Source organism: Chelatococcus sp. KU-N122 (assembly GCF_055391085.1).
Genome location: NZ_AP043981.1, coordinates 4,748,377 through 4,767,777 on the forward strand (window position 1 = coordinate 4,748,377; position 19,401 = coordinate 4,767,777).

Here is a 19,401-nt window from a genome sequence, read left to right on the forward strand (position 1 = left end):
TCCCGATTGCGGCGCCGCCCGCCTCTCATTACGCCGGCGCGCCGTAACGCCGTGCGACCCCGACAGGCGGATGAGCGCGCGCGGTCCAGACCGCCTCGCCGCCTGTTCGGCAGGAGCCAGATGACGTGTTCATTCTCAGCTTTCTCGTCCGCCGCCTGCTGCAGGGCGCGCTGATCATCTTTCTCGTCACGCTGCTGATCTTCACGCTGCTGCGCATCGTGCCGGGCGACCCGGTGCGGCTGATGGCCGGTGGCATGGCGCCCGAGGCGCTGATCGAGCAGATCGCCAAGCAGATGGGCTTGCGCGACCCCATCCTCGTGCAGTTCGGGCGCTATATGACGGGCGTCGTGCAGGGCGATCTCGGCCAGTCCTTCGTGCGGCCGGCGAGCGGCGCGGCCACCGGCGGCTCGGGCTTTTCCGACTCCTCGCGTGGCGACCGCGCCGAAGTGCTGACGCTCATCGCCGATGCGCTGCCGATGACCTTGCAGCTCGCCGCCCTGTCCATCGCCTTCGCGCTGGCTTTCTCCTTCCTCGTGGGCGTACCGGGCGGGCTGGCACCGAACCGATGGCCGGACAGGCTCGCCTTCTACATATCGTCGATCTTCGTCTCCCTGCCGAACTTCTGGCTCGGCATCGTATTGGCGCTCCTGTTCTCGGTGAAGCTCGGCTGGCTGCCGGCGATCGGCTACAAGGGCTTCGCCTACACCATCCTGCCCGCCATCGTGCTCGCCATCGAGCTGGCGCCGGTGCTGATCCGCAACCTGACCGGCTCGCTGGCGGCTGTGATGCAGAGCCCGTTCATCGCCGTGGCGCGGGTGCGCGGCCTGGGGCGCCAGCGCATCGTCTACGGGCATGCGCTGCGCAACGCCTCGGTGCCCCTGCTCAACCTGCTCGGCATCCAGATCAGCGGCCTGCTCGGTGGCGTGCTCATCGTGGAGTTCATCTTCGACTATCCGGGGCTCGGGCTGCTCACCGTCAACGCCGTCATGCAGCGGGATTTCCCGCTGATCCAGGGCATCGCCATCGTCAGCAGCGCGATCTTCGTCCTGATCAACATCGGCGTCGATCTGATCGCCACTCTTATCGATCCGAGGCTCGAATACTGATGAGCTTGGCAGAGACAGACGTTCCGATCGCCGTGCCGGAGAAATCGTCGAACCGCAAAGGCGTATCGGTGTCGCGCCGCATCTGGCGCGCCGCCTTCGCCTCCTACGAGTTCCGCGTCGGCCTCGTGGTGTTCGTCATCCTGGTGGCGGCCGCGCTCCTTTATCCCTCCCTGAGCGGCATCGACCCCACCAAGATGAATGTCGCGGGCCGCCTCCAGGCGCCGTGGTTCCTCGGCGACAAGTGGAGCTGGTCTGCGCCGCTGGGGACGGACCAGATCGGCCGCGACATGCTGGTGCGCAGCCTCGTCGGCCTGCGCTATTCGCTGCTCATCGGCTTTTCGACCGTAGTGCTGATGCTCGCCGTCGGCTGCACCATCGGCATGCTGGCGGGCTACTACGGCGGCAAGGTCGACCTGGTGCTGATGCGCATCACCGACGCCCAGCTGTCGATCCCCATGATCATCCTGGCCATCACCGTGCTCGGCGTCTCGCGGCCGACGATCCCGGCCATCATCCTGGTGCTGGGGCTGTCGAGCTGGCCCGTCTATGCCCGGGTGATGCGCAGCGTCGTCATGACCGAGCGCAAGCAGGAGTACGTGCGCGCGGCGCAGGTCAGCGGGGCCTCGAACCTGCGCATCATGGCGCTCTTGCTGGCGCCGCTGATCCTGCCGCCGATCGTCTTCATCTCGGTGCTCGATGTCGCCCGCATGATGATCTTCGAGTCGATCCTGGGCTTCATGGGGCTCGGCGTGCAGCCGCCGACGCCGACCTTCGGCAGCATCATCGCCGACGGCCGCAAATACCTGCTCAATGCATGGTGGATCGCGACGATGCCGGGCATCTTCCTGTGCCTGACGCTGACCAGCGTCAACCTGATGGGGGCAGCCCTGGAGCGCGCCCGCAACCGCATCCACGGAGGCGCCTGATGGCCGGCACCCCGGTTCTGTCCGTCCGCGATCTCGCCGTCGAGCTGCGCACGGAGGGCGGCACGCGCGGCATCCTGTCGGACATCAGCTTCGACCTGGAGCCACGCCAGATCATGGGCATCATCGGCGCCAGCGGCTCGGGCAAGACGGTGCTGTCGCGGGCGCTGGTCAACTGGATCGATCCGCCGCTGGCGATCGCCTCCGGCTCGGTGACCTACAAGTCGCAGAATATCCTCGACCTGCCGCCGAGCCGGCTCAGGCCGCTGCGCAAGGAGATCGCCTACGTCGGCGCCAACCCCATGGGGGCGCTCGACCCAACCTTGCCGGTCGGCGCGCAGATCGTCGAGAAGATCCGCGCCGTCGTGCCCGGCATGGACAAGGCCGAGGCGCAGCGGCGCGTGGTCGAGCTGCTCGGTGCGGTGCGCATTCCGTCGCCGGCCCAGCGCTTCCACGAATACCCGTCGCAGTTCAGCGGCGGCATGATGCAGCGCGCGCTGATCGTCGACGCCCTGGCGACCAATCCGGCGTTCCTGGTGGCGGACAACGTCACCCAGCCGCTCGACGTCACGGTGGCGGCGCAGGTGATGCGCCTGATGCGCGAGCTGACCGAGCGCTTCGACACCGCCGTCGTCTTCGTCTCGTCCTCGCTGCCGACGGTGAGCGAGGCGGCCGACCAGGTGCTGGTGCTCGCCGAGGGCCGGATCGTCGAACGGCAGACGCCGAAGAAGCTCGTCCAGGAGCCGCAGCATCCCTACACCGTGCAGCTGATCTCGGAGATCCCGCAGATCTGGACGGCGGCGGCCCCGGTGGTCGAGAGCCCGGAGCGCCACGGCGCGCCGCTGATCAGCATCGAGGATGCGACGCGCACCTACCGGGTGCGCAAGCGCAGCTCCTTCGCCAGCTACAACAACGTGCGCGCCGTGCGCAACGTGACCTTCGACGTCTATCCCGGCGAGAACTTCGGCATCGTCGGCGAATCCGGCTGCGGCAAGTCGACCTTGATGCGGCTGCTGAGCCGGCTGGAGTCGCCCGATACCGGCCGCGTCGTCTGCGACGGCAAGGATATCGCCAAGCTGTCGAGCGCAGAGCTGCTGAAGTTCCGGCGCGACTTCCAGCTCGTCTTGCAGGACCCCTTCAATTCGCTGCCGCCGCGCACCTCGATCGGCGCCATCATCGAGGGGCCGCTCAAGGTGCATGGCGTCAACAGCGCCGACAAACGGCGCGAGCGCGCGCTCGCCGTCATGAGCGAGGTCGGGCTTTCGGCGGCGCTCTACGACGAGTTGCCGCTGGGCCTGAGCGCCGGCCAGCGCCAGCGCGTCAACGTGGCCCGGGCGATGGTGCTGGAGCCCAAGGTGCTGATCATGGACGAGACGCTGTCGGCGCTCGACCAGACCGAGCAGTTCAAGCTGCTGAAGCTGTTCTCAGAACTCCAGGCCAAGCACGGCCTGACCTACATCTTCATCTCGCACGACATGGCCATGGTGCGCCGCGTCTGCAATCGCATCGCCGTGATGTATCTCGGCGAGGTGGTGGAGATCGCCCACAACGGCAAGCTCTTCTTCGATCCCGGCCATCCCTATACCAAGGCCCTGCTCAGCGCGATCCCGACGCTGGAGGAGCGCCGCTACCGCCCGGAAGACTGCCTGCTGGAGGGCGAGCCGCCGAGCCCCATCGACCTGCCGCCGGGCTGCAGCTTCGCCAGCCGCTGTCCCAAGGCCTTCAGCCGCTGCCACGCGGAGAGCCCGGTGCTCACCGTCGACGGCAAGGAGGGCATGGCGGCATGCTTCCTGCTGGAGAGCGCCGGCGGCCGCATCGCGGCCTGAGGGCGCGGCTGCTGCGCGCCGATGCGCAGTCGAGCCGCGCTCGTCACGACAGCGCGAAGACGCGATTGGCGCGCGCGAATTCTGGGGCGTCGGCAGGCCGATCACCGTCGCCCGCATCCGGGCGTGCTCCACGTGGGCACGCGATCAGGCTCAAGTAAAGGTAAGTCATGTCAGAGGCTAGAAGCGAAGCGTCGTCGTTCCCCCCCGTCGATGGCGAGGCGCATCACCGGTTGATGGACGAGCTCTCCGCCCTCGGCGGCGGTGCCGACGGCTCGATGAACCGGCTCACGCTGTCGGCGACCGACGGTGCGGCCCGCGACTGGCTGGCGGCCTGGATGAAGCGCAGCGGCTTGCGCCTCGAGGTCGATCCGATCGGCAACATGTTCGGCTTCCTCGAATGGGCCGGCCCCGACGCGCCTGTGATCATGACCGGGTCGCACATCGACAGCCAGCCGAACGGCGGCCGCTTCGACGGCGCCTATGGCGTGGTCGCCGCCATGAGCGCCATCGAGACGATCCAGCGCCAGGTGGCGCAGACAGGCATCGAACCCAAGGCCAACTTCATCGTCGTCAACTGGACCAACGAGGAGGGCGCGCGCTTCCAGCCGAGCCTGCTCGGCAGCGGCGTCAACGCCGGCGAGCACACGCTGGAGTTCGCGCTGGCCCGCAAGGACGGCGACGGCGTCTCGGTCGGCGAGGCGTTGCAGGCGATCGGCTACGCCGGCACGGCCGAGCGCGTGGTCCCCGACGCCCTGATCGAGCTGCATATCGAAGGCGCCGATCACCTGGAGAAGGCCGGCCAGCGCTTCGCCGCCTTCGACCGCTTCTGGGGCGCCACCAAGTATCGGCTGGCCTTCCTCGGCCGCCAGGCCCACACCGCGCCGACGCCGATGGCCGAGCGCAAGGACGCGCTGCTGGCGGCCGCCTATCTGATCGCCGACCTGCGCACGATCGCCGACGAGGGCGGCATCGGCCTGCACACCTCGGTCGGCCGCTTGGAGGTGTCGCCCAATTCGCCGAACATCGTGCCGGCGGAAGCGGTGCTTTTCATCGAGCTCCGCTCCGCCGATCCGGTCGTCCTGGCGACGGCCGAAGAGAAGCTGAAGGCGCGCATGGCGGCCGCTGCCGAGCGCGCCGGCGTCGGCTACGAGGTGCGCTCCATCGACCGCCGCCGGGCCGGCGCCTTCGACAGCCGCCTCTACGCCCTGGCCGAGGAGGCCGCCGCCGCCCTCGGTCACGAGACGATGCGGCTGACGTCGGTCGGCGGCCACGACTCGATCAGCATGGCGGCGGTGACGCCGGCTCTGGTCATCGGCGTGCCCAGCGTCAACGGCGTCATCCACCACCCGGACGAGTTCACCACGCCGGAAGACCGTCTGCTGGGCGTCGAGATCCTGGCCGGCATGCTCTGGCGCTTCTGCCGGGACGGCAACCTGCTCAAGGCCTGAGCGGGCGCGGTCCCTGACGATCCGAAACCCACCTGCGAGAGTGAGATGAACGCCTGGACCTTGTCCGCAACCGAGCTGCTGACCGGCTATGCCAACGGCTCCCTGTCACCGGTCGAGGCGATGCGCTCGACGCTTGAGCGGGCGGCCGCCGTCAATCCCAAGCTCAACGCCTTCTTCGAGATCCGCGGCGACGAGGCGATGGATGAGGCGCGGGCGGCCGAGGCGCGCTGGGCCAGGCAGGCGCCGGCAGGTCCGCTCGACGGCGTGCCGGTGTCCATCAAGGACAGCGTCGCCGCGACCGGCTGGCCCTACTGGCGCGGCACCAAGGCGCGGGTCGGAACGGTGTCGAGCTACGATGCGCCCCCCACAGCCCGCCTCAAGGAGGCCGGTGCCATCATCTTCGCCAAGACGACGATGCCGGACTACGGGCTCCTGGCGTCCGGCATCAGCTCCGCCCACGGCGTCACGCGCAATCCGTGGGACTTGCAGATGAACACCGGCGGCTCGTCGAGCGGGGCGGCGTCCTCGGTGGCGGCGGGCGCCGGCGCGCTGTCGATCGGCTCGGACCTCGGCGGCTCCGTCCGCCTGCCGGCGGCGCAGTGCGGCCTGTTCGGCCACAAGCCGACCGTCGGCCTGGTGCCACACCTGCCGGTCAGCACTGCGCGGGTCGCCGGCCCGCTGACCCGGACGGTCGCGGATGGCGCGCTGCTGCTGTCGGTCATCAGCCGGCCCGACGCGCGCACCGGCGAGCCCGCCGGCCCCACGCCGGCGCGCATCGAGCCGCTCGCCGCGGGCGGGCTGAAGCTCGGGCTGCTCCTCGACATGGGCTACGGCCCGGACGTGGAGCCGGAGGTCGCGCAGCTGATCGAGCGGGCGGCCAAGCTGCTCGAGGCCGAGGGCGCATCGCTGACCGCCATGCCGGCGCCGGTCGATGTCGATCTCAACCCGGTCTTCGATCAGATCTTCTCGGTGCGCGCGGCGATGGAGCGGGACGAGTTGCCGCCCGACCGCAGCCGTGAGGCGCTCGACGTCATCAACCGCAGCTGTGACGCCGGCGAGCGGCTGAGCGCCAAGGCCTATCTCAGGGCCGGTGAAACGCTGGAGAAGGCGAAGGCCTCGTTCGTCGAGGCGCTGTCGCCGTTCGACTTCGTGCTCGCGCCGGTGCTGCCGATGGCGGGGTTTGCGGCGGACGTCGCCGGCGCCGATCCCGAGCATCCCACGTGGCACGTCAATTTCACCAGCCTGATCAATCAGATCGGCTGGCCGGCCGCATCCATCTGCTGCGGCTTCACTGCGGCGGGTCTGCCGATCGGCCTGCAGATCATCGCGGCGAAGCACCGGGACGTGGAGATCCTGGCGCTCGCCGCGGCCTACGAGGGGCTGCGCGGGTTCACCCCCGGCATCCCCGAGATCTGAGTGCGGGCGCCGGGGAGCAGGTTGCAATGGCCGTCTGGCCTGGGACTTGCTGGAATTGCATCGGTTGCTGACTGAGGAGCGCGTCGTGACGCCACATTCCGCCCCTGCGCCCGAGCGCCTGTCCCGCGCCCTCTCCGCAGCCCGGCATTTTGCGGGCCGGGAGCCAGCCGTCGGCGCGGCCGTGCCGGCCATTTCCATGCCCATGCACATGGGCCTCGACGCGCTCTCCTGCGTCGTCACCGCGCCGGGCTCCACGACTGTCGCCTTCGCCAAGGCGTTTCATGCCGGGGCCCTCGACCCCTTCACCTTCGCGGGCGCCGCCGAGGCGGCGGCGCGGGCGGGCGAGGCCGGCATCGCGCCGCGGCTGCTGGAGGCCGATGCGGCGCAGCAGGTCTTGCTGTTCGAGCCGGCCCCCGACGGCTTCCGCATGGCGCTCGCTCGCGATGCGCAGACGCCGGCGGTGAAGGCGGCGATCGTCGCGGCCAAGAAGCGATGGCATGGCCAGCCATTGCTCGGCCGAGATCTCTCGCCCTTCGAGCTGGCGCGGGACTATGTCGAACGCCTTGCGCCTCACCTGGCGTCGGGCAACGAGACGCCGGTCCCCTACAAGGGCACCGTGCCGTTCGCCGGACTGACGGCATGGATCGAGCGCATCGGCGCGGCCGTCGCGGCCTCCGGCGTCGACAAGGCGCCCATCCAGGGCGAGAACACGGTGTCGAACGTCCTGATCGGCGCCGACGGCGCCGTCCTGCTCGTCGACTTCGACCGGGCCGTGAATGCCGATCCGCTCTACGACCTCGGCGCCCTCAGTCTCGACCTCTGTCGCACCGAGGAGGAGCGCATCGAGCTGATCGAGATGTACGCGGGGCGGCCGGACGCGACGTTGCTGGCGCGGCTGAAGCTTTACGCCGTCGTCGACGACTTCTTGTGGGGCTGCTGGGCCCTGCTGGCGGAGCTCAATCCGGCGATGAGCGGGCCGGAGTTCTTCAAGTACGCGAGCAACCGCTTCCTGCGGGCCTCCCATAACCTCGGCGCCTTCGATGCGGCGCTGCTCATCGGCAAGATCTAATTCGCATTCGTCAGGCAGAGGCCCGCATCATGTCAACGATTGCCATCGAGGACGCCATTGCCAAGGTCGGCCTATGGGCCGGGCGCCCGCTGCGCTTCGAGCGCATCGCCGCGGGCATCACCAATCTCAACTGGCGCATCACGGTGTCCAATCCCGAGGAGATCTACTTTCTCAAGATCCACGGCCCGGGCACCGAGAGCTTCATCGACCGCGCGGTGGCGCACGAGGCCGCGATCAAGGCGGGCGATGCCGGCATCGCGCCGCGGCTGCTCTTCTACGATGCCGTCGACGGCGTCGAGGTCTACGAGTATCTGCACGGCTTCCGCAGCTGCGGGGTGCTGGAGACACAGCACCCGACGATCCGCGAGAACATCGTGCGCGCCTACAAGGCCGTGCATTCGACGCAGAGCCTGTCTGTCGCCAAGGACGGCTTTGCGCAGCTGGACCAGCACCTGAACCGGCTCCGGCAGATGGGCGCCGAGCTGCCGCGCGACTTCGAGGAGATGCTGTGGCAGCGGCGCCGCGCCGAGCAGGCCATCCGCGCTTCGGGCATGGATCTGGTGGCCTGCTTCAACGACGGCTACGTCTCCAACTACATGTACAATGACGGCCTGGAGGTGAAGATCATCGATTGGGAGTATGCCGCGAACAACGATCCCTATTGGGACCTGACGATGTTCTCGTGGGAGAATTTTTATACGGACCCGCAAAGCCGCCGCGAGCTGATCGAGATCTACGACGGTAGCTATCGTGAGGACATCGCCGCCCGCGTCCATCTCTACGTCGGTGTCGCCAGCATCGTCTGGGGGCTGTGGGCCACGTATCAGAGCATGACGTCGTCTATTCCCTTCGACTTCGGGAAATACGCCGACCTGATCTTCGCGCGCGGCCGCATGGCGATGGCGGTGCCGGAGTGGGAGAGGGCGCTCGTGGCCGTCTAGCGCGACGCACGGCGGCGCCCAAGCATCAGTAGGGATGGATGGCCGGGTCAAGCCCGGCCATGACGATGAAGGTATAAGCGCCTCCATCTCACCCTCGTCATGGCCGGATTTGACCCGGTCATCATCGTTATTCAACAAATTATAGGCGGGACCGCGCTCAAGTTGTTCTCATCAGGTGCGCATCGCGCGAGTTAAATCGGATAAATACTAATATAAATTCTTGTATGTGTCGATATTGTCTTCGAAAAGCTATCGAGGGCGCTCATGCGCGCCTCGGAGTTGTATTCGTGGTCAGCCTGTGCTATGAGCCAGCCCTCTTGACGCTGCGAACCGGGGAGGGGCGCGATGACCATTCTGTTCCGTCTGCCCGACCCGGCCGGGGTTCCTCGCCGCTAGTTCGGCCCGCCTCGCAACCGAGGCCCGCCTGACGCCTCATCCTCCGCGCTGAACCATTCCCCTTCGCAGGAGAGGCGCGCCTTTCGCGCCTTGAGCTTCATGTCGACCGTTTCTGCACGTGGCGCCGATGCGCTGCGTTCCGTTCTCGTCTTCACGTTCCGTCACTGGGTCCGCCGCTGGCCGCTGGCCGCCGTCGTCGCGCTGACGATCACCGTCGCCACGGTGACGGAGATCTTCGTACCGCTGTTCGCCGGCCGGCTGGTGGACGCGCTGACCGCCGGCCATCACGAGGCGAGCGCCGCGATGGCGGCCTTCCTCGCCATGGCCGGGCTCGGCCTCGCCATGGTCGTCTTGCGCCATCTCGCCTGGTGGGGCGTGGTGCCGCTGACGCTCGACATCATGGCCGACGTGGTGCGCGAAGCCTTTCATCGCGTGCAGCGCTTCTCGTCCGACTGGCACGCCAACAGCTTCGCCGGATCGACCGTGCGCAAGATCACGCGCGGCATGTGGGCGCTCGACGTCATCAACGACGTGATGCTGCTGGCGCTGCTGCCCTCGGTCGTGGTGCTGGCCGGCACGGTGGTGCTGCTGATGCTGCACTGGCCGATCATGGGCCTCGTCATGGCGGCGGGCACGCTCGCCTACGGGGCGCTGACCGTCACCCTCGCCACGCGCCTGGTGGCGCCGGCGGCGCGGCTCTCCAACACCTGGGACACCCGCATCGGCGGGATGCTGTCCGACACGCTGGGCGCCAACCAGGTGGTGAAGGCGTTCGGTGCCGAGGCGCGGGAGGATGTGCGGCTTGCGAACGTGGTGGCGCGCTGGCGCCGGCGGGTGCGGCGGACCTGGATGCTGGCGACATGGAGCACCAGCGGCGAGTTCGCGCTGCTATGGGTGGTGCGCACGACCGTCACCGGCGCGGCGCTCTGGCTGTGGTGGCAGGGACGCGCAACGCCCGGTGACGTCACCTACGTGCTGACGACCTATTTCGTCGTGCACGGCTATCTGCGCGAGGTCGGCCAGCACGTGCACAATTTGCAGCGCGCGGTGAACGACATGGAGGAGCTGGTCGAGCTGCATGCGCTCACCACCAGCGTCGCGGACGGGCCGGAAGCCGGCGAGCTGTCGGTCAAGGGCGGTGAGATCCGCTTCGAGCATGTCGTGTTCCACTACGGCGGGCACGTCACGCCGTTGTTCGACGATCTCGACGTGCGCATCCCGGCGGGGCAGCGGGTCGGCCTGGTCGGCCCGTCCGGCTCGGGCAAGACCACCTTCGTGAAGCTGGTGCAGCGGCTCTACGACGTCAGCGGCGGCCGCGTGCTGATCGACGGGCACGATGTGCGGGAGGTCGCACAGGCGTCGCTGCGCCGGCAGGTTGCCATCGTGCAGCAGGAGCCCATCCTGTTCCACCGCACGCTGGCGGAGAACATCGCCTATGCCCGCCCGGGCGCCGGCGAGGCAGAGATCGTGCGGGCGGCCCGGCTCGCCAACGCGCACGACTTCATCACGCGCCTGCCGAAGGGCTACGCCACGCTGGTCGGCGAGCGCGGCGTGAAGCTCTCCGGCGGCGAGCGTCAGCGGGTGGCCATCGCGCGCGCCTTCCTCGCCGATGCGCCGATCCTCATCCTCGACGAGGCGACATCCAGCCTCGATTCGGAATCCGAGGCGGCGATCCAGGAGGCGATGGAGCGGCTCATGGAGGGACGCACGGCGATCGTCATCGCCCACCGCCTCTCCACGGTCAGGGCGATGGATCGCATCCTCGTCTTCGAGCGGGGCCGCATCGTCGAGGATGGCCGGCACGAGGCACTGCTGGGCCGGCCGGGCGGCCGCTACCGCCGGCTGTTCGAGCGCCAGTCCGGCGGCATGGCGCCGATCGAAGGCGGGGAGGTGGGGGCTACGCTACCCGCCGAATAAGTGCGCTTGGCCGCGCGCCCATTCAGGCGCGCGGCGTCACCGGCCAGTCCATGGTGACGGTCCGCAGGTCCTCCAGCGCTTGTGCGATCTGGAGCACTCCGAGGTCGTCGAAGCGGTGGCCGATGATCTGGATGCCGATCGGCAGGTGGCGCTCGTCGAAGGCCGTGCACACCGTGGCGGCCGGCTGGCCCGTCTGGTTGAACAGGGCGGTGAAGACCGTGTGCGCGAGCGGAGTGTCACGCGACGGGCCCGGCTCCTCGGCCGGGAAATTCACCATCGGCAGGGTCGGGGCGATCACGTAGTCCCAGCCCTCGAAGGCGGCGAGCAGGGCCGCCTTGGCGCGGCCGATCTGGGCGAGGGCGCGATAGACGTCGGCGCCCGAATGATCGGCGCCGCCGAGGCACCATTGCTTGACGTAGGGGTCGATGTCGCCGTCCTCGTGCGACGGCAAGCCGCTGTACTCGACGAAGCCGCGCACCTGCAGGAACAGGTCGATGGGGGCATAGGCGTCGAAGTCGAGCGGCGGCGCGAAGGGCTCGACGTGGGCGCCGGCGCCGCCAAGGAGCCGGCCGGCCGTCTCCACCGCTTCGCGCACCGCCGCGTCGGGCTTCGGGCCGAAGCCCATGTCGGTCAGCACGCCGACGCGCAGGCCTGCGACGTCGCGGCCGAGATGCTCGTGGTAGGCCACCCCGTCGGCCGGCAGGCTCCAGGTGTCGCGCTCGTCCTGGCGGCTGAGGACGGTCAGGAGGCGGGCGATGTCGGCGACGCGACGCCCCATGGGGCCGGCCATGCGCATGGTATCGGGTGGCAGGTGCGGCACGCGCCCGTGCGTGGGCTTCAGCGAGGCCAGGCCGCAGTGAGACGCCGGCAGCCGCACCGAGCCGGCGATGTCGGTACCGACCGAGACGAAGCCGATGCCGGCGGCGAGCGAGGCGCCGGCGCCCGCCGACGAGCCCCCGGTGTTCCAGGCGAGGCCCCAGGGATTGCGCGTCACGCCATGGAGCGAGCTGATGCCGGAGGCCATCAGGCCGCAGTCGGGCATCGTCGTCTTGGCGAAGATCGGTGCGCCGGCCTCGCGCAGCGCAATGGCCGGCGGCGAATCGTAGGTCGACGGCGGCAGCGCGCGGTTGGCGCGGATGCCATGCAGGTAGGGCCAGCCGACCATGGCGACGCTGTCCTTGACCGTCATCGGCACGCCGTCGAGCGGCCCGAGCGGTGCGCCCGCCCGCCACCGTGCCTCGGAGCGCCGCGCCGCCGCCGTCGCCTCTTCCGGACGGACCGAGAACAGCGCGTTGATGGCACCATTGACCGCGTCCGCATGGGCGAGCGTCGCGCCGAGCACCTCGACCGGCGAGAGCCGTCGGGCCGCATAAGCGTCGCCGAGCTCCGCCAGCGACATGTTCACCAGCTCCTGCGCCGACATCGCCTCTCCCGCCTTGCCGCCCGGCTCCGCGCCGGGGCCGTCCGACGGCAATAGCGAGCATATCCCGCCCGCGGGTAGCCGGCTGGTGGCAACGGCACGATTTGGTGGAGGACGAGGCATCCCTTTTGCTTCCCGATTGCCCAAACTTGCGGCTGAGGGCGTGCGGCATGGCCGTCGGTCCGCCGGCAATCGGGAAGCGGCATGAGTTCCATGGGTTCATTGCAAGCGGAGCAGGGCAGGGTCCGGCGCAGCGTCGCCCGCCTGCCGGGGTGGGATGGCGAGGCCGTGTCGATCGAGCCGGCGATGCCGGTGCTGGCGTCGCCGAGCTGGCGCGGCGTCGACGGAACGCCCTGGCGGGCGAGGAAAGCGGCGAGCGGCGAGAGCCTGTTCGTCAAGGCGATGGACGAGGATGCAGCGCTCTACATCGACGTGCCCTGCGCGTTCGAGGCGGCCCGCCGCGCCTCCGACCTCGGCATCGGCCCGCGCGTCATCGCCGCCGACGTCGACGACGGCGTACTGGTCATGGAGGATCTGGACCGCGGCTGGCGGGTCGGTACGCTCGAGCGGCTTCTCGATCCGGCGATCGTCGATGCGGTCATGGCGGCGCGCCGGCGCTTCCACGAGGGGCCGCCGCTGCCCAAGCGGCGCGGCGTCTTCGAGGAGATCGAGCATTTTTATGGGGCCGCGGTGGAGGCGCGGGCCCAGCTGCCGAGCGCGACGCCTTGGCTGGTCAGCGAGCTGCGCCTCGCAGCGGACGCCATCCGCGGCCTCGCCATCGCGCCCGTGCCCATTCATGGCGACGGCAACGTGTCGAATATCCTGATCAGCGACATGGGCGAGGTCAGGCTGATCGATTGGGATCGGGCCACCACCGCCGATCCGCTGGAGGACATCGGCAGCTTCCTGGTCGAGGCCTTCGCCCAGGAGCCGGAGGCCCGCGACGCTTTCGTGCGCCACACCGGCGCCTTCGACGAGGCGGCCTTCAACCGCGCCCGCCTCTACGGCATCGCCGACGACCTCAGGTGGGGGCTGATCGGTGCGTTGCTCGCCGCTAGGTCGGCGCGCAGCACGCTGGAGTTCTACAAGTTCGCCAGCTGGCGCTTCCTGCGCTGCGGCATGGCCGTGCGCGAGCCGCGCTTCGGCGAGACCCTCCGGAGGCTGGCATGACCGTCAAGCGTCTGGGCGATGCGGCCGACATGCACGAGCGCAATCTGGAGGCGGCGGTGGGGCGCGTGCCCCAGTGGAGCGGCAGGGCCGTCGCCTACACCCCATTGGTCGGCGGGCTGACCAACCAGAACTGGCTCGTCGATGTGGAGGGCGATGCGCGCCGCTACTTCGTCAAGGTGCCGGGCGAAGGCTCGGAGATGTTCATCGACCGCGTCTCGGCCAACGAGGCGGCGCGCAACGCCCACGCGGCCGGCATCGGCCCCGAGGTCATCTTCTTCGACCCCACCGACGGCGTCGAGGTGAGCGAGTTTCTCGACGGCTACCGGGCCTGCACCAACGCGGATTTCGGCGACGCCGCGATCCAGGCGGACGTGCTGGGGCTCTATCGCCAGCTCCACGCCGGCCCCAGGCTCGGCCTGACCAAGACGATCTTCGACATGATCGAGGAGCATGTGGAGCAGGGCCGCGAGCTCGGCTCGCATTTCCCCGCCGACATGCCGTGGATCATGCACCGCTACCGGCAGGCCAAGGCGGCCTTCCTGGCGTCGGGCCTCGATCTGGTGCCCTGCTTCAACGACCCCATGCCTGGCAACTTCCTCGTCAGCGCCAACGGCGCGGCCAAGCCCATGCGGCTGATCGACTACGAGTTCGCCTCCAACAACGAGCGCAGCTACGAGTTCGGCGTGCTGTTCGCCGAGATGTTCTTCGACGACGAGGTATCGAACAGCCTCATCGAGCAATATATGGGCAGCGTCAGCCCGCAGATCGTGGCGCGCGTCAAGATCAACCGTGCGCTCGCCGACATCAAATGGGCGTCCTGGGCCGTCGTCAGCCGCAAGCTGAAGGACTGGGATTTCGATTATCAGAAATACGGCATCTGGAAATACATGCGGGCGCGGGATGTGATGTACGACCCGCAATGGGAGAGCTGGCTGCGGCTGGTGTGACGTGGCAACAGCCCAAGAAGCCCAGCGCCGCATGTGCTTGATCGCCGGGCCCGCGGCGCACCGCTTCGCGATGCATTTCGGCCTTGCGTTCTGACCTATCCGGGGTAGGACATAAGCGCCGTCGTGATCGGCTGGGAGAGAGCGTTCGCTTGCCGTGCGCCGCCGAAGGAGCAACCGCCCCGGAAACTCTCAGGCAAAAGGACTAGCTGATCAGGCACTCTGGAGAGTGATCAGAGTCATCTGATCCACCGAAGGGGATATCCGCGCCAGCGGAGAAGCTCTCAGGTTCCGTGACAGAGGGGGCACCGACCCATACTCGACGGAGACCTGAGCAACCATGTCGACTATCCTAGTCATCGGCGCCGGAATTACCGGGATCACGACGGCCTATGCGCTCTTGCGTGATGGGCACGACGTCACGGTCGTGGAGCGGCATCCCTACGCGGCGCTCGAGACGTCCTTCGCCAATGGCGGGCAGCTATCGGCGAGCAATGCGGAAGTCTGGAACCATTGGTCGACCGTGGCCCATGCCGTGCGCTGGATATTTTCGCGATCGGCCCCTCTTCTCCTCAACCCCAAGCCTACCTGGCACAAGATATCGTGGTTGGGCGAGTTCTTGGCAGCAATCCGGAACTACGAGGGGAACACTATCGAGACGGTGCGGCTTGCCATCGAGGCCAGAAGGCACCTCTTCGAGATCGCCGAGCGGGAGCGCATCGATTTCGATCTCCTCAAGCGCGGGCTCCTGCATGTCTACCGCGACAAGGCCAGCTTCGAGCGTGCCGCGCGCGTGAACGAGCTCCTGAAGAGAGGCGGGCTCGAACGGACGCCTGTCGGACCGCACGAGATCAAGGACATCGAGCCCAGCCTCCAAGGTGCCTTTCATGGGGGATTCTTCACGCCGGCGGACGCCTCGGGCGACATCTGCCGGTTTACACGCGGGCTTGCCAGCGCGTGCCAGCGCATGGGCGCGCGTTTCCTGTTTGAGATGGAGGTGTGTAAAATTCGCGACACCGGAGGAGGTGCAGCCGTCGAGCTGCGTCCCGCCGGCGAAGCGTCCCCGCCCACCACCTCGCTCACGGCGGACCGAGTCGTGATCTGTGCCGGCGTCGGCAGCCGGCGTCTGGCCGCGATGGTCGGCGACAAGGTCAACATCTATCCGGTGAAAGGGTATTCGATCACTGTTGCGGTCAGGCCCAACGAGATCGATCGAGCGCCAAACGTGGCGCTTCTCGATGACGCTGCGAAGATCGTCACCAGTCGCCTGGGCGACCGGCGATTCCGCATCGCCGGGACGGCGGAGCTGAACGGGTACAACCGCGACGTTCGGGCAGATCGGATCGCGCCGCTCATCAGGTGGACGCGCAGGCATTTTCCGCAACTGGATGTGAGCGACGTGAGCGTCTGGGCCGGCCTGCGCCCGATGACGCCGAGCATGCTGCCGCGCGTCGGGCGGAGCGTTCGCTCCAGTCGGATCTTCTTCAACACCGGACACGGGCATCTCGGCTGGACCCTGTCCTGTGCGACCGCGCAGTTAATCGCCTCCGAGCTCGCCGCGTAGACGAGAAGGGGCCCCCTTCCCAACGCACCGGGGAGGGGGCAGCGATCGGACAACCGTGTGGTGTGAGCGTCTTCGAGCCCCTGCCGAGCGTTCCCGGCCGGATTGCGTTGCGCGCGATCCGGCTTCGGCGCTCCGCTAGTGTGGCGAATCCGAAATTCGCACCACCTCGGGGCAGCGCTGGGAGCGAATTTCGGATTCTCAAGCCACACTAGCAACTCTATGATTCTAGTGTGGTTTAATGGATCTGAAGGTCCTGAACATTGATGCCATGTGGGGAGCAGGAACTTCAGATCCACCACACTAGAGCGCCTCTTTTGCGATTGGGTGGAATCGCCCAATCGCAAAAGGGGCGCTCCAGATTCAAAGAGTTGGAGCATTTCTCCGCAATTGGATGATGCTCATCCAATTGCGAAATGCTCTAGAGGCGGCCGTTACCTCAGAAACGCCAGCGCTTGGTCAAGCAGCGCCTGGTTTGCGGCGGCGACGACGCGCCCGTCCGAGTCGCGCGTCAGCGGCTTGCCGTCCCAGTCCCGGATCACCCCGCCGGCGCCCTCGATCACCGGCACGAGGGCCATGAAATCGTAGCTCTTGAGGGACGCTTCGACGACCAGGTCGCAATAGCCCGAGGCCAAAAGGCCATACAGATAGCAGTCGCCACCGAATCGCCGGAACATGGCCCTGCGGCTCAGCACATCGTAGCGCGCCCAGTCGTCGGGCGAGAAGAAGTCCGGCGACGAGGTGTAGATCTGCGCCTGCTCGAGCTTTGTCGTGCGGCTCACCTTCGCGGGCCTGCCGTTCAGAGTCGCGCCGTCAGGCGTGCCGTACCAGCGTTCGCCCAGGGCGGGCATGTCGATCATGCCGGCCGCGACCCCGCCCTGTTCCTCGTCGGCCAGGGCGATCAGCGTGCCGAACAGCGGCATGCCCGAGATGAAGCTCTTGGTGCCGTCGATGGGGTCGAGATACCAGGTGAAGCGCTCGCCGGGCGTCAGCCCGCTCTCCTCGCCGCAGATGCCATGGCGCGGAAAGCGCGCGCCGATCATACGCCGCAGCTCCTGCTCAATGGTCTGATCGGCGATGGTGACCGGCGTCAGGTCCTGCTTGCGCTCGACATCGAGGGCTGAGCGGAAGTGCGCGAGCGCCACGGGCCGCGCCGCATCGGCCAGATCGTTGAAGAAGGTGGCCAGCGCGTCGGCGGACGGCTTGTACTGCGGGTCGGACAAGGAGGGCTCCGGAGCTTGGTCGCTGCATCGGCAGCGGTTGCGAGAGCTCGCGGGGACGAGGCGCCGGCGCGGCGTCGACCCGCTCTCGGTCGGGGTCCCCGGCGGGACCGTGGGGGAGGGAGGGCCGAGCGCCCGAACCGGGGCCGGGCGGTGGCTCAGACGCGCTCGTGCACCGCGCGCCGGCTGCTCTCGGCCCAGAACGGCTGCGGGAAGCTGTTGCGCGCCGGTGCGGGCGGCTGGAGCGCCGGGCGGGCGCCCTTGGCCGGGGCCGCGGCGCCTGGCTCCTGGCTCAGCTGGCGCACATCGCGCGGCGTGATGCCGAAATGCCGGCTGAAGCTGCGCGAGAAGTGCGAGACGTTCTTGAAGCCGACGTCGTAGGCAACCTCGGACACGGTGCGCCGTCCCCCCGGATCTGCCACCAGGAGCTCGTAGGCGCGTTGCAAACGCTTGACCTGGACGAACTGGCCGACGGTGGTCTCGTCGTCATTGAACAGGCTGTAGAGGTAGCTCAGCGAAATGCGGCTGCTGGCGGCGATGCGCTTCGGCGACAGGTCGTGGTCGCTCAGGTGCTTCTCGATGAAGTCAGCGATACGGCGGCGCAGGTGGTAGCGCGCATTGCGCACGTCGGTGGCCGCTCCGCGGTCTTCCGCGCCGATGGCCAGGGCGACGAAGCTGATGATCTCGGTCGCCAAGGCCTGCGGGTTCGGCGGCGGCCGATCGGCAAACAGCTCCGCCACGCTCCTGAGGAGGCCGACGAGCAGTCTGCTCATGTGCTCGTTCATCTTGAAGCGACGGCTCACATGATCCTCGACCGCCACCAGCCGGCTTCGCAGCTCGCCGACGGGAATGCGCATGATCAGCACGTGGGCTCGCTCGGTCGACGACAGCTCGTAGAACGCCAGTTCGCTCAGCAGCACATATTCGTCGGGCAGGGCGGTCCCGCTGCGGCCGTCCTGCCTGAACTGCAGGCTGCCGCTCAGCGGAAACGCCAGGACATAGAACGCTTCGGCGATGTTCTCGGCCCGCTCCCAGTTGCGGACAAAGGTCTTGCGGCCCGCAACGACGTGAAGCTGGATCCGGCCGATGTGAATCACCTGCGACGGTGCCGTGATATGGCCGTCGCACGGCGCGACTGCGTCCAGCGGAACAAGTTGAGATAGAACTGCCATGGCTTCGATCTTTCTCAAGGCTGTGCAACGATGACCTCGGTCCCCGCCTGGCGGAGGGCCATCGCCAAGGCGCCCTCCGGCGGCCGATCGGTGACGAGCCGGTCGATCTCGGTCCATTGGGCGAAAACGGTCAGGGCGCGCTGGTCGAACTTGGTGTGATCGGCGACGACGATGGCTTCGGCGGCACGCCGCACCATGGCGCCGTAGATGGCGCCGGCCTCATCGTCCGCATCGTTGATCCCGCGCCCGCCGATCCCGGTGGCGCCGACGATGGCGCGGTTCGCCTCGTAGCCGTCGATGCTGGCGATCGTCTGCGTGCCGAACACGTAGCCTTCGGTCGGGTGATAGCGCCCCGGGCAGCACAGCACGCGGATCGACGGATTGACCGCCAGCGCAGCCGCGATGGCGAAGTCATGGGTGATCACGGTCAGATCCCTGGCGCGCGCCGCAAGGCGCCGCGCCACGTGAAAGGTGGTAGCTCCCGCCGCGAGCATCAGCACCTCGTTCGGCAGCACGAGGTCGGCCACCGCGGCGGCAATCGCCTCGCGCTCGGCGATCATGATCCCTTTGCGATCGGTGAGCGAGGGTTCCAGCGCGAACGGCCGCGAGGCGCCGCCGTAGGTGCGGTTGATCAGCTTCTGCTCTTGCAGCTCCATCAGGTCGCGCCGGATCGTCTCTCCCGAGACGCCCAGGGCCGCTGCCAACTCCGACGCCCGCAGCGTGGGGGCCGCCGTCAGCTGCGAGATGATGTGCCTGTGGCGCGCCAGCTTGGAGAAGCGATCGCCGTCAAGCTTGCGCGGCGGCCTCTTCTCGGCTGCGGCCGTGTCGGCTGCTGATGACCGGTGGCTGTCCATCGAAGGTTCCTGGAGCCG

15 protein-coding genes and 1 riboswitch are annotated in these 19,401 nt (G+C 68.2%); of the genes, 11 read left to right on the forward strand and 4 right to left on the reverse strand.

Features of this window, described 5'->3' with window-relative positions:
- Positions 1-125 precede the first annotated feature (125 nt).
- The 8 genes from ACZ5PO_RS21390 to ACZ5PO_RS21425 all read left to right on the forward strand — a co-directional run bounded on the left by ACZ5PO_RS21390 (position 126) and on the right by ACZ5PO_RS21425 (position 11,042).
- Positions 126-1,106, forward strand: coding sequence for an ABC transporter permease (locus ACZ5PO_RS21390; RefSeq protein WP_464183753.1), 981 nt, complete (start codon positions 126-128; stop codon positions 1,104-1,106).
- Positions 1,106-2,032, forward strand: a complete 927-nt coding sequence (locus ACZ5PO_RS21395) for an ABC transporter permease (protein WP_464183755.1) — start codon at positions 1,106-1,108, stop codon at positions 2,030-2,032. The genes ACZ5PO_RS21390 and ACZ5PO_RS21395 overlap by 1 nt, the downstream gene beginning before the upstream one ends.
- Positions 2,032-3,855, forward strand: coding sequence for a dipeptide ABC transporter ATP-binding protein (locus ACZ5PO_RS21400; RefSeq protein ID WP_464183757.1), 1,824 nt, complete (start codon positions 2,032-2,034; stop codon positions 3,853-3,855). The genes ACZ5PO_RS21395 and ACZ5PO_RS21400 overlap by 1 nt, the downstream gene beginning before the upstream one ends.
- Before the next feature lie 167 nt (positions 3,856-4,022).
- Positions 4,023-5,303 carry an allantoate amidohydrolase gene (locus tag ACZ5PO_RS21405; protein ID WP_464183759.1) on the forward strand — a complete coding sequence of 427 codons (1,281 nt, stop codon included), beginning with the start codon at positions 4,023-4,025 and terminating at the stop codon, positions 5,301-5,303.
- A 45-nt stretch (positions 5,304-5,348) separates the two neighbouring features.
- A complete protein-coding gene (locus tag ACZ5PO_RS21410) occupies positions 5,349-6,719 on the forward strand; it encodes an amidase (protein WP_464183760.1) in 1,371 nt (456 codons plus the stop codon).
- Positions 6,720-6,804: 85 nt separating this feature from the next.
- Positions 6,805-7,788 carry a phosphotransferase family protein gene (locus ACZ5PO_RS21415; RefSeq protein WP_464183761.1) on the forward strand — a complete coding sequence of 328 codons (984 nt, stop codon included), beginning with the start codon at positions 6,805-6,807 and terminating at the stop codon, positions 7,786-7,788.
- Positions 7,789-7,817: 29 nt separating this feature from the next.
- Complete coding sequence (locus tag ACZ5PO_RS21420) at positions 7,818-8,729, forward strand: phosphotransferase (protein ID WP_464183762.1); 912 nt, start codon at positions 7,818-7,820, stop codon at positions 8,727-8,729.
- A 495-nt stretch (positions 8,730-9,224) separates the two neighbouring features.
- Entirely contained in the window at positions 9,225-11,042 is a 1,818-nt protein-coding gene (locus ACZ5PO_RS21425; RefSeq protein ID WP_464183763.1) for an ABC transporter ATP-binding protein, read from the forward strand.
- Positions 11,043-11,064: 22 nt separating this feature from the next.
- Here the strand turns inward: ACZ5PO_RS21425 and ACZ5PO_RS21430 are convergent, their stop codons facing one another.
- The gene (locus ACZ5PO_RS21430; RefSeq protein WP_464183764.1) at positions 11,065-12,465 is read right to left on the reverse strand and encodes an amidase; all 1,401 of its coding nucleotides are present in this window, start codon (positions 12,463-12,465) and stop codon (positions 11,065-11,067) included.
- 210 nt (positions 12,466-12,675) lie between these two features.
- Between ACZ5PO_RS21430 and ACZ5PO_RS21435 the strand changes: the two genes are divergently transcribed.
- The 3 genes from ACZ5PO_RS21435 to ACZ5PO_RS21445 all read left to right on the forward strand — a co-directional run bounded on the left by ACZ5PO_RS21435 (position 12,676) and on the right by ACZ5PO_RS21445 (position 16,140).
- Positions 12,676-13,632, forward strand: a complete 957-nt coding sequence (locus ACZ5PO_RS21435; RefSeq protein ID WP_464183765.1) for a phosphotransferase — start codon at positions 12,676-12,678, stop codon at positions 13,630-13,632.
- Positions 13,629-14,579 carry a phosphotransferase gene (locus ACZ5PO_RS21440; protein WP_464183766.1) on the forward strand — a complete coding sequence of 317 codons (951 nt, stop codon included), beginning with the start codon at positions 13,629-13,631 and terminating at the stop codon, positions 14,577-14,579. Before ACZ5PO_RS21435 ends, ACZ5PO_RS21440 begins: the two co-directional genes overlap by 4 nt.
- 122 nt (positions 14,580-14,701) lie before the next feature.
- Positions 14,702-14,794: riboswitch (glycine riboswitch) on the forward strand.
- Between the two features lie 122 nt (positions 14,795-14,916).
- Positions 14,917-16,140: a D-amino acid dehydrogenase gene (locus ACZ5PO_RS21445; RefSeq protein WP_464183767.1), complete on the forward strand. Its 1,224-nt coding sequence runs from the start codon at positions 14,917-14,919 to the stop codon at positions 16,138-16,140.
- Between the two features lie 431 nt (positions 16,141-16,571).
- On the opposite strand, the gene ACZ5PO_RS21450 is transcribed toward ACZ5PO_RS21445, so the two are convergent.
- The 3 genes from ACZ5PO_RS21450 to ACZ5PO_RS21460 form a co-directional block, all read right to left on the reverse strand.
- On the reverse strand, positions 16,572-17,360 hold the full coding sequence (locus ACZ5PO_RS21450) for an inositol monophosphatase family protein (RefSeq protein WP_464183768.1): 789 nt from the start codon (positions 17,358-17,360) through the stop codon (positions 16,572-16,574).
- A gap of 155 nt (positions 17,361-17,515) precedes the next feature.
- Positions 17,516-18,529 (reverse strand): helix-turn-helix domain-containing protein, encoded by a 1,014-nt coding sequence (locus ACZ5PO_RS21455; protein ID WP_464183769.1) that lies wholly within the window; start codon positions 18,527-18,529, stop codon positions 17,516-17,518.
- Positions 18,530-18,543: 14 nt separating this feature from the next.
- The gene (locus tag ACZ5PO_RS21460; RefSeq protein WP_464183770.1) at positions 18,544-19,383 is read right to left on the reverse strand and encodes a DeoR/GlpR family DNA-binding transcription regulator; all 840 of its coding nucleotides are present in this window, start codon (positions 19,381-19,383) and stop codon (positions 18,544-18,546) included.
- Positions 19,384-19,401 lie beyond the last annotated feature (18 nt).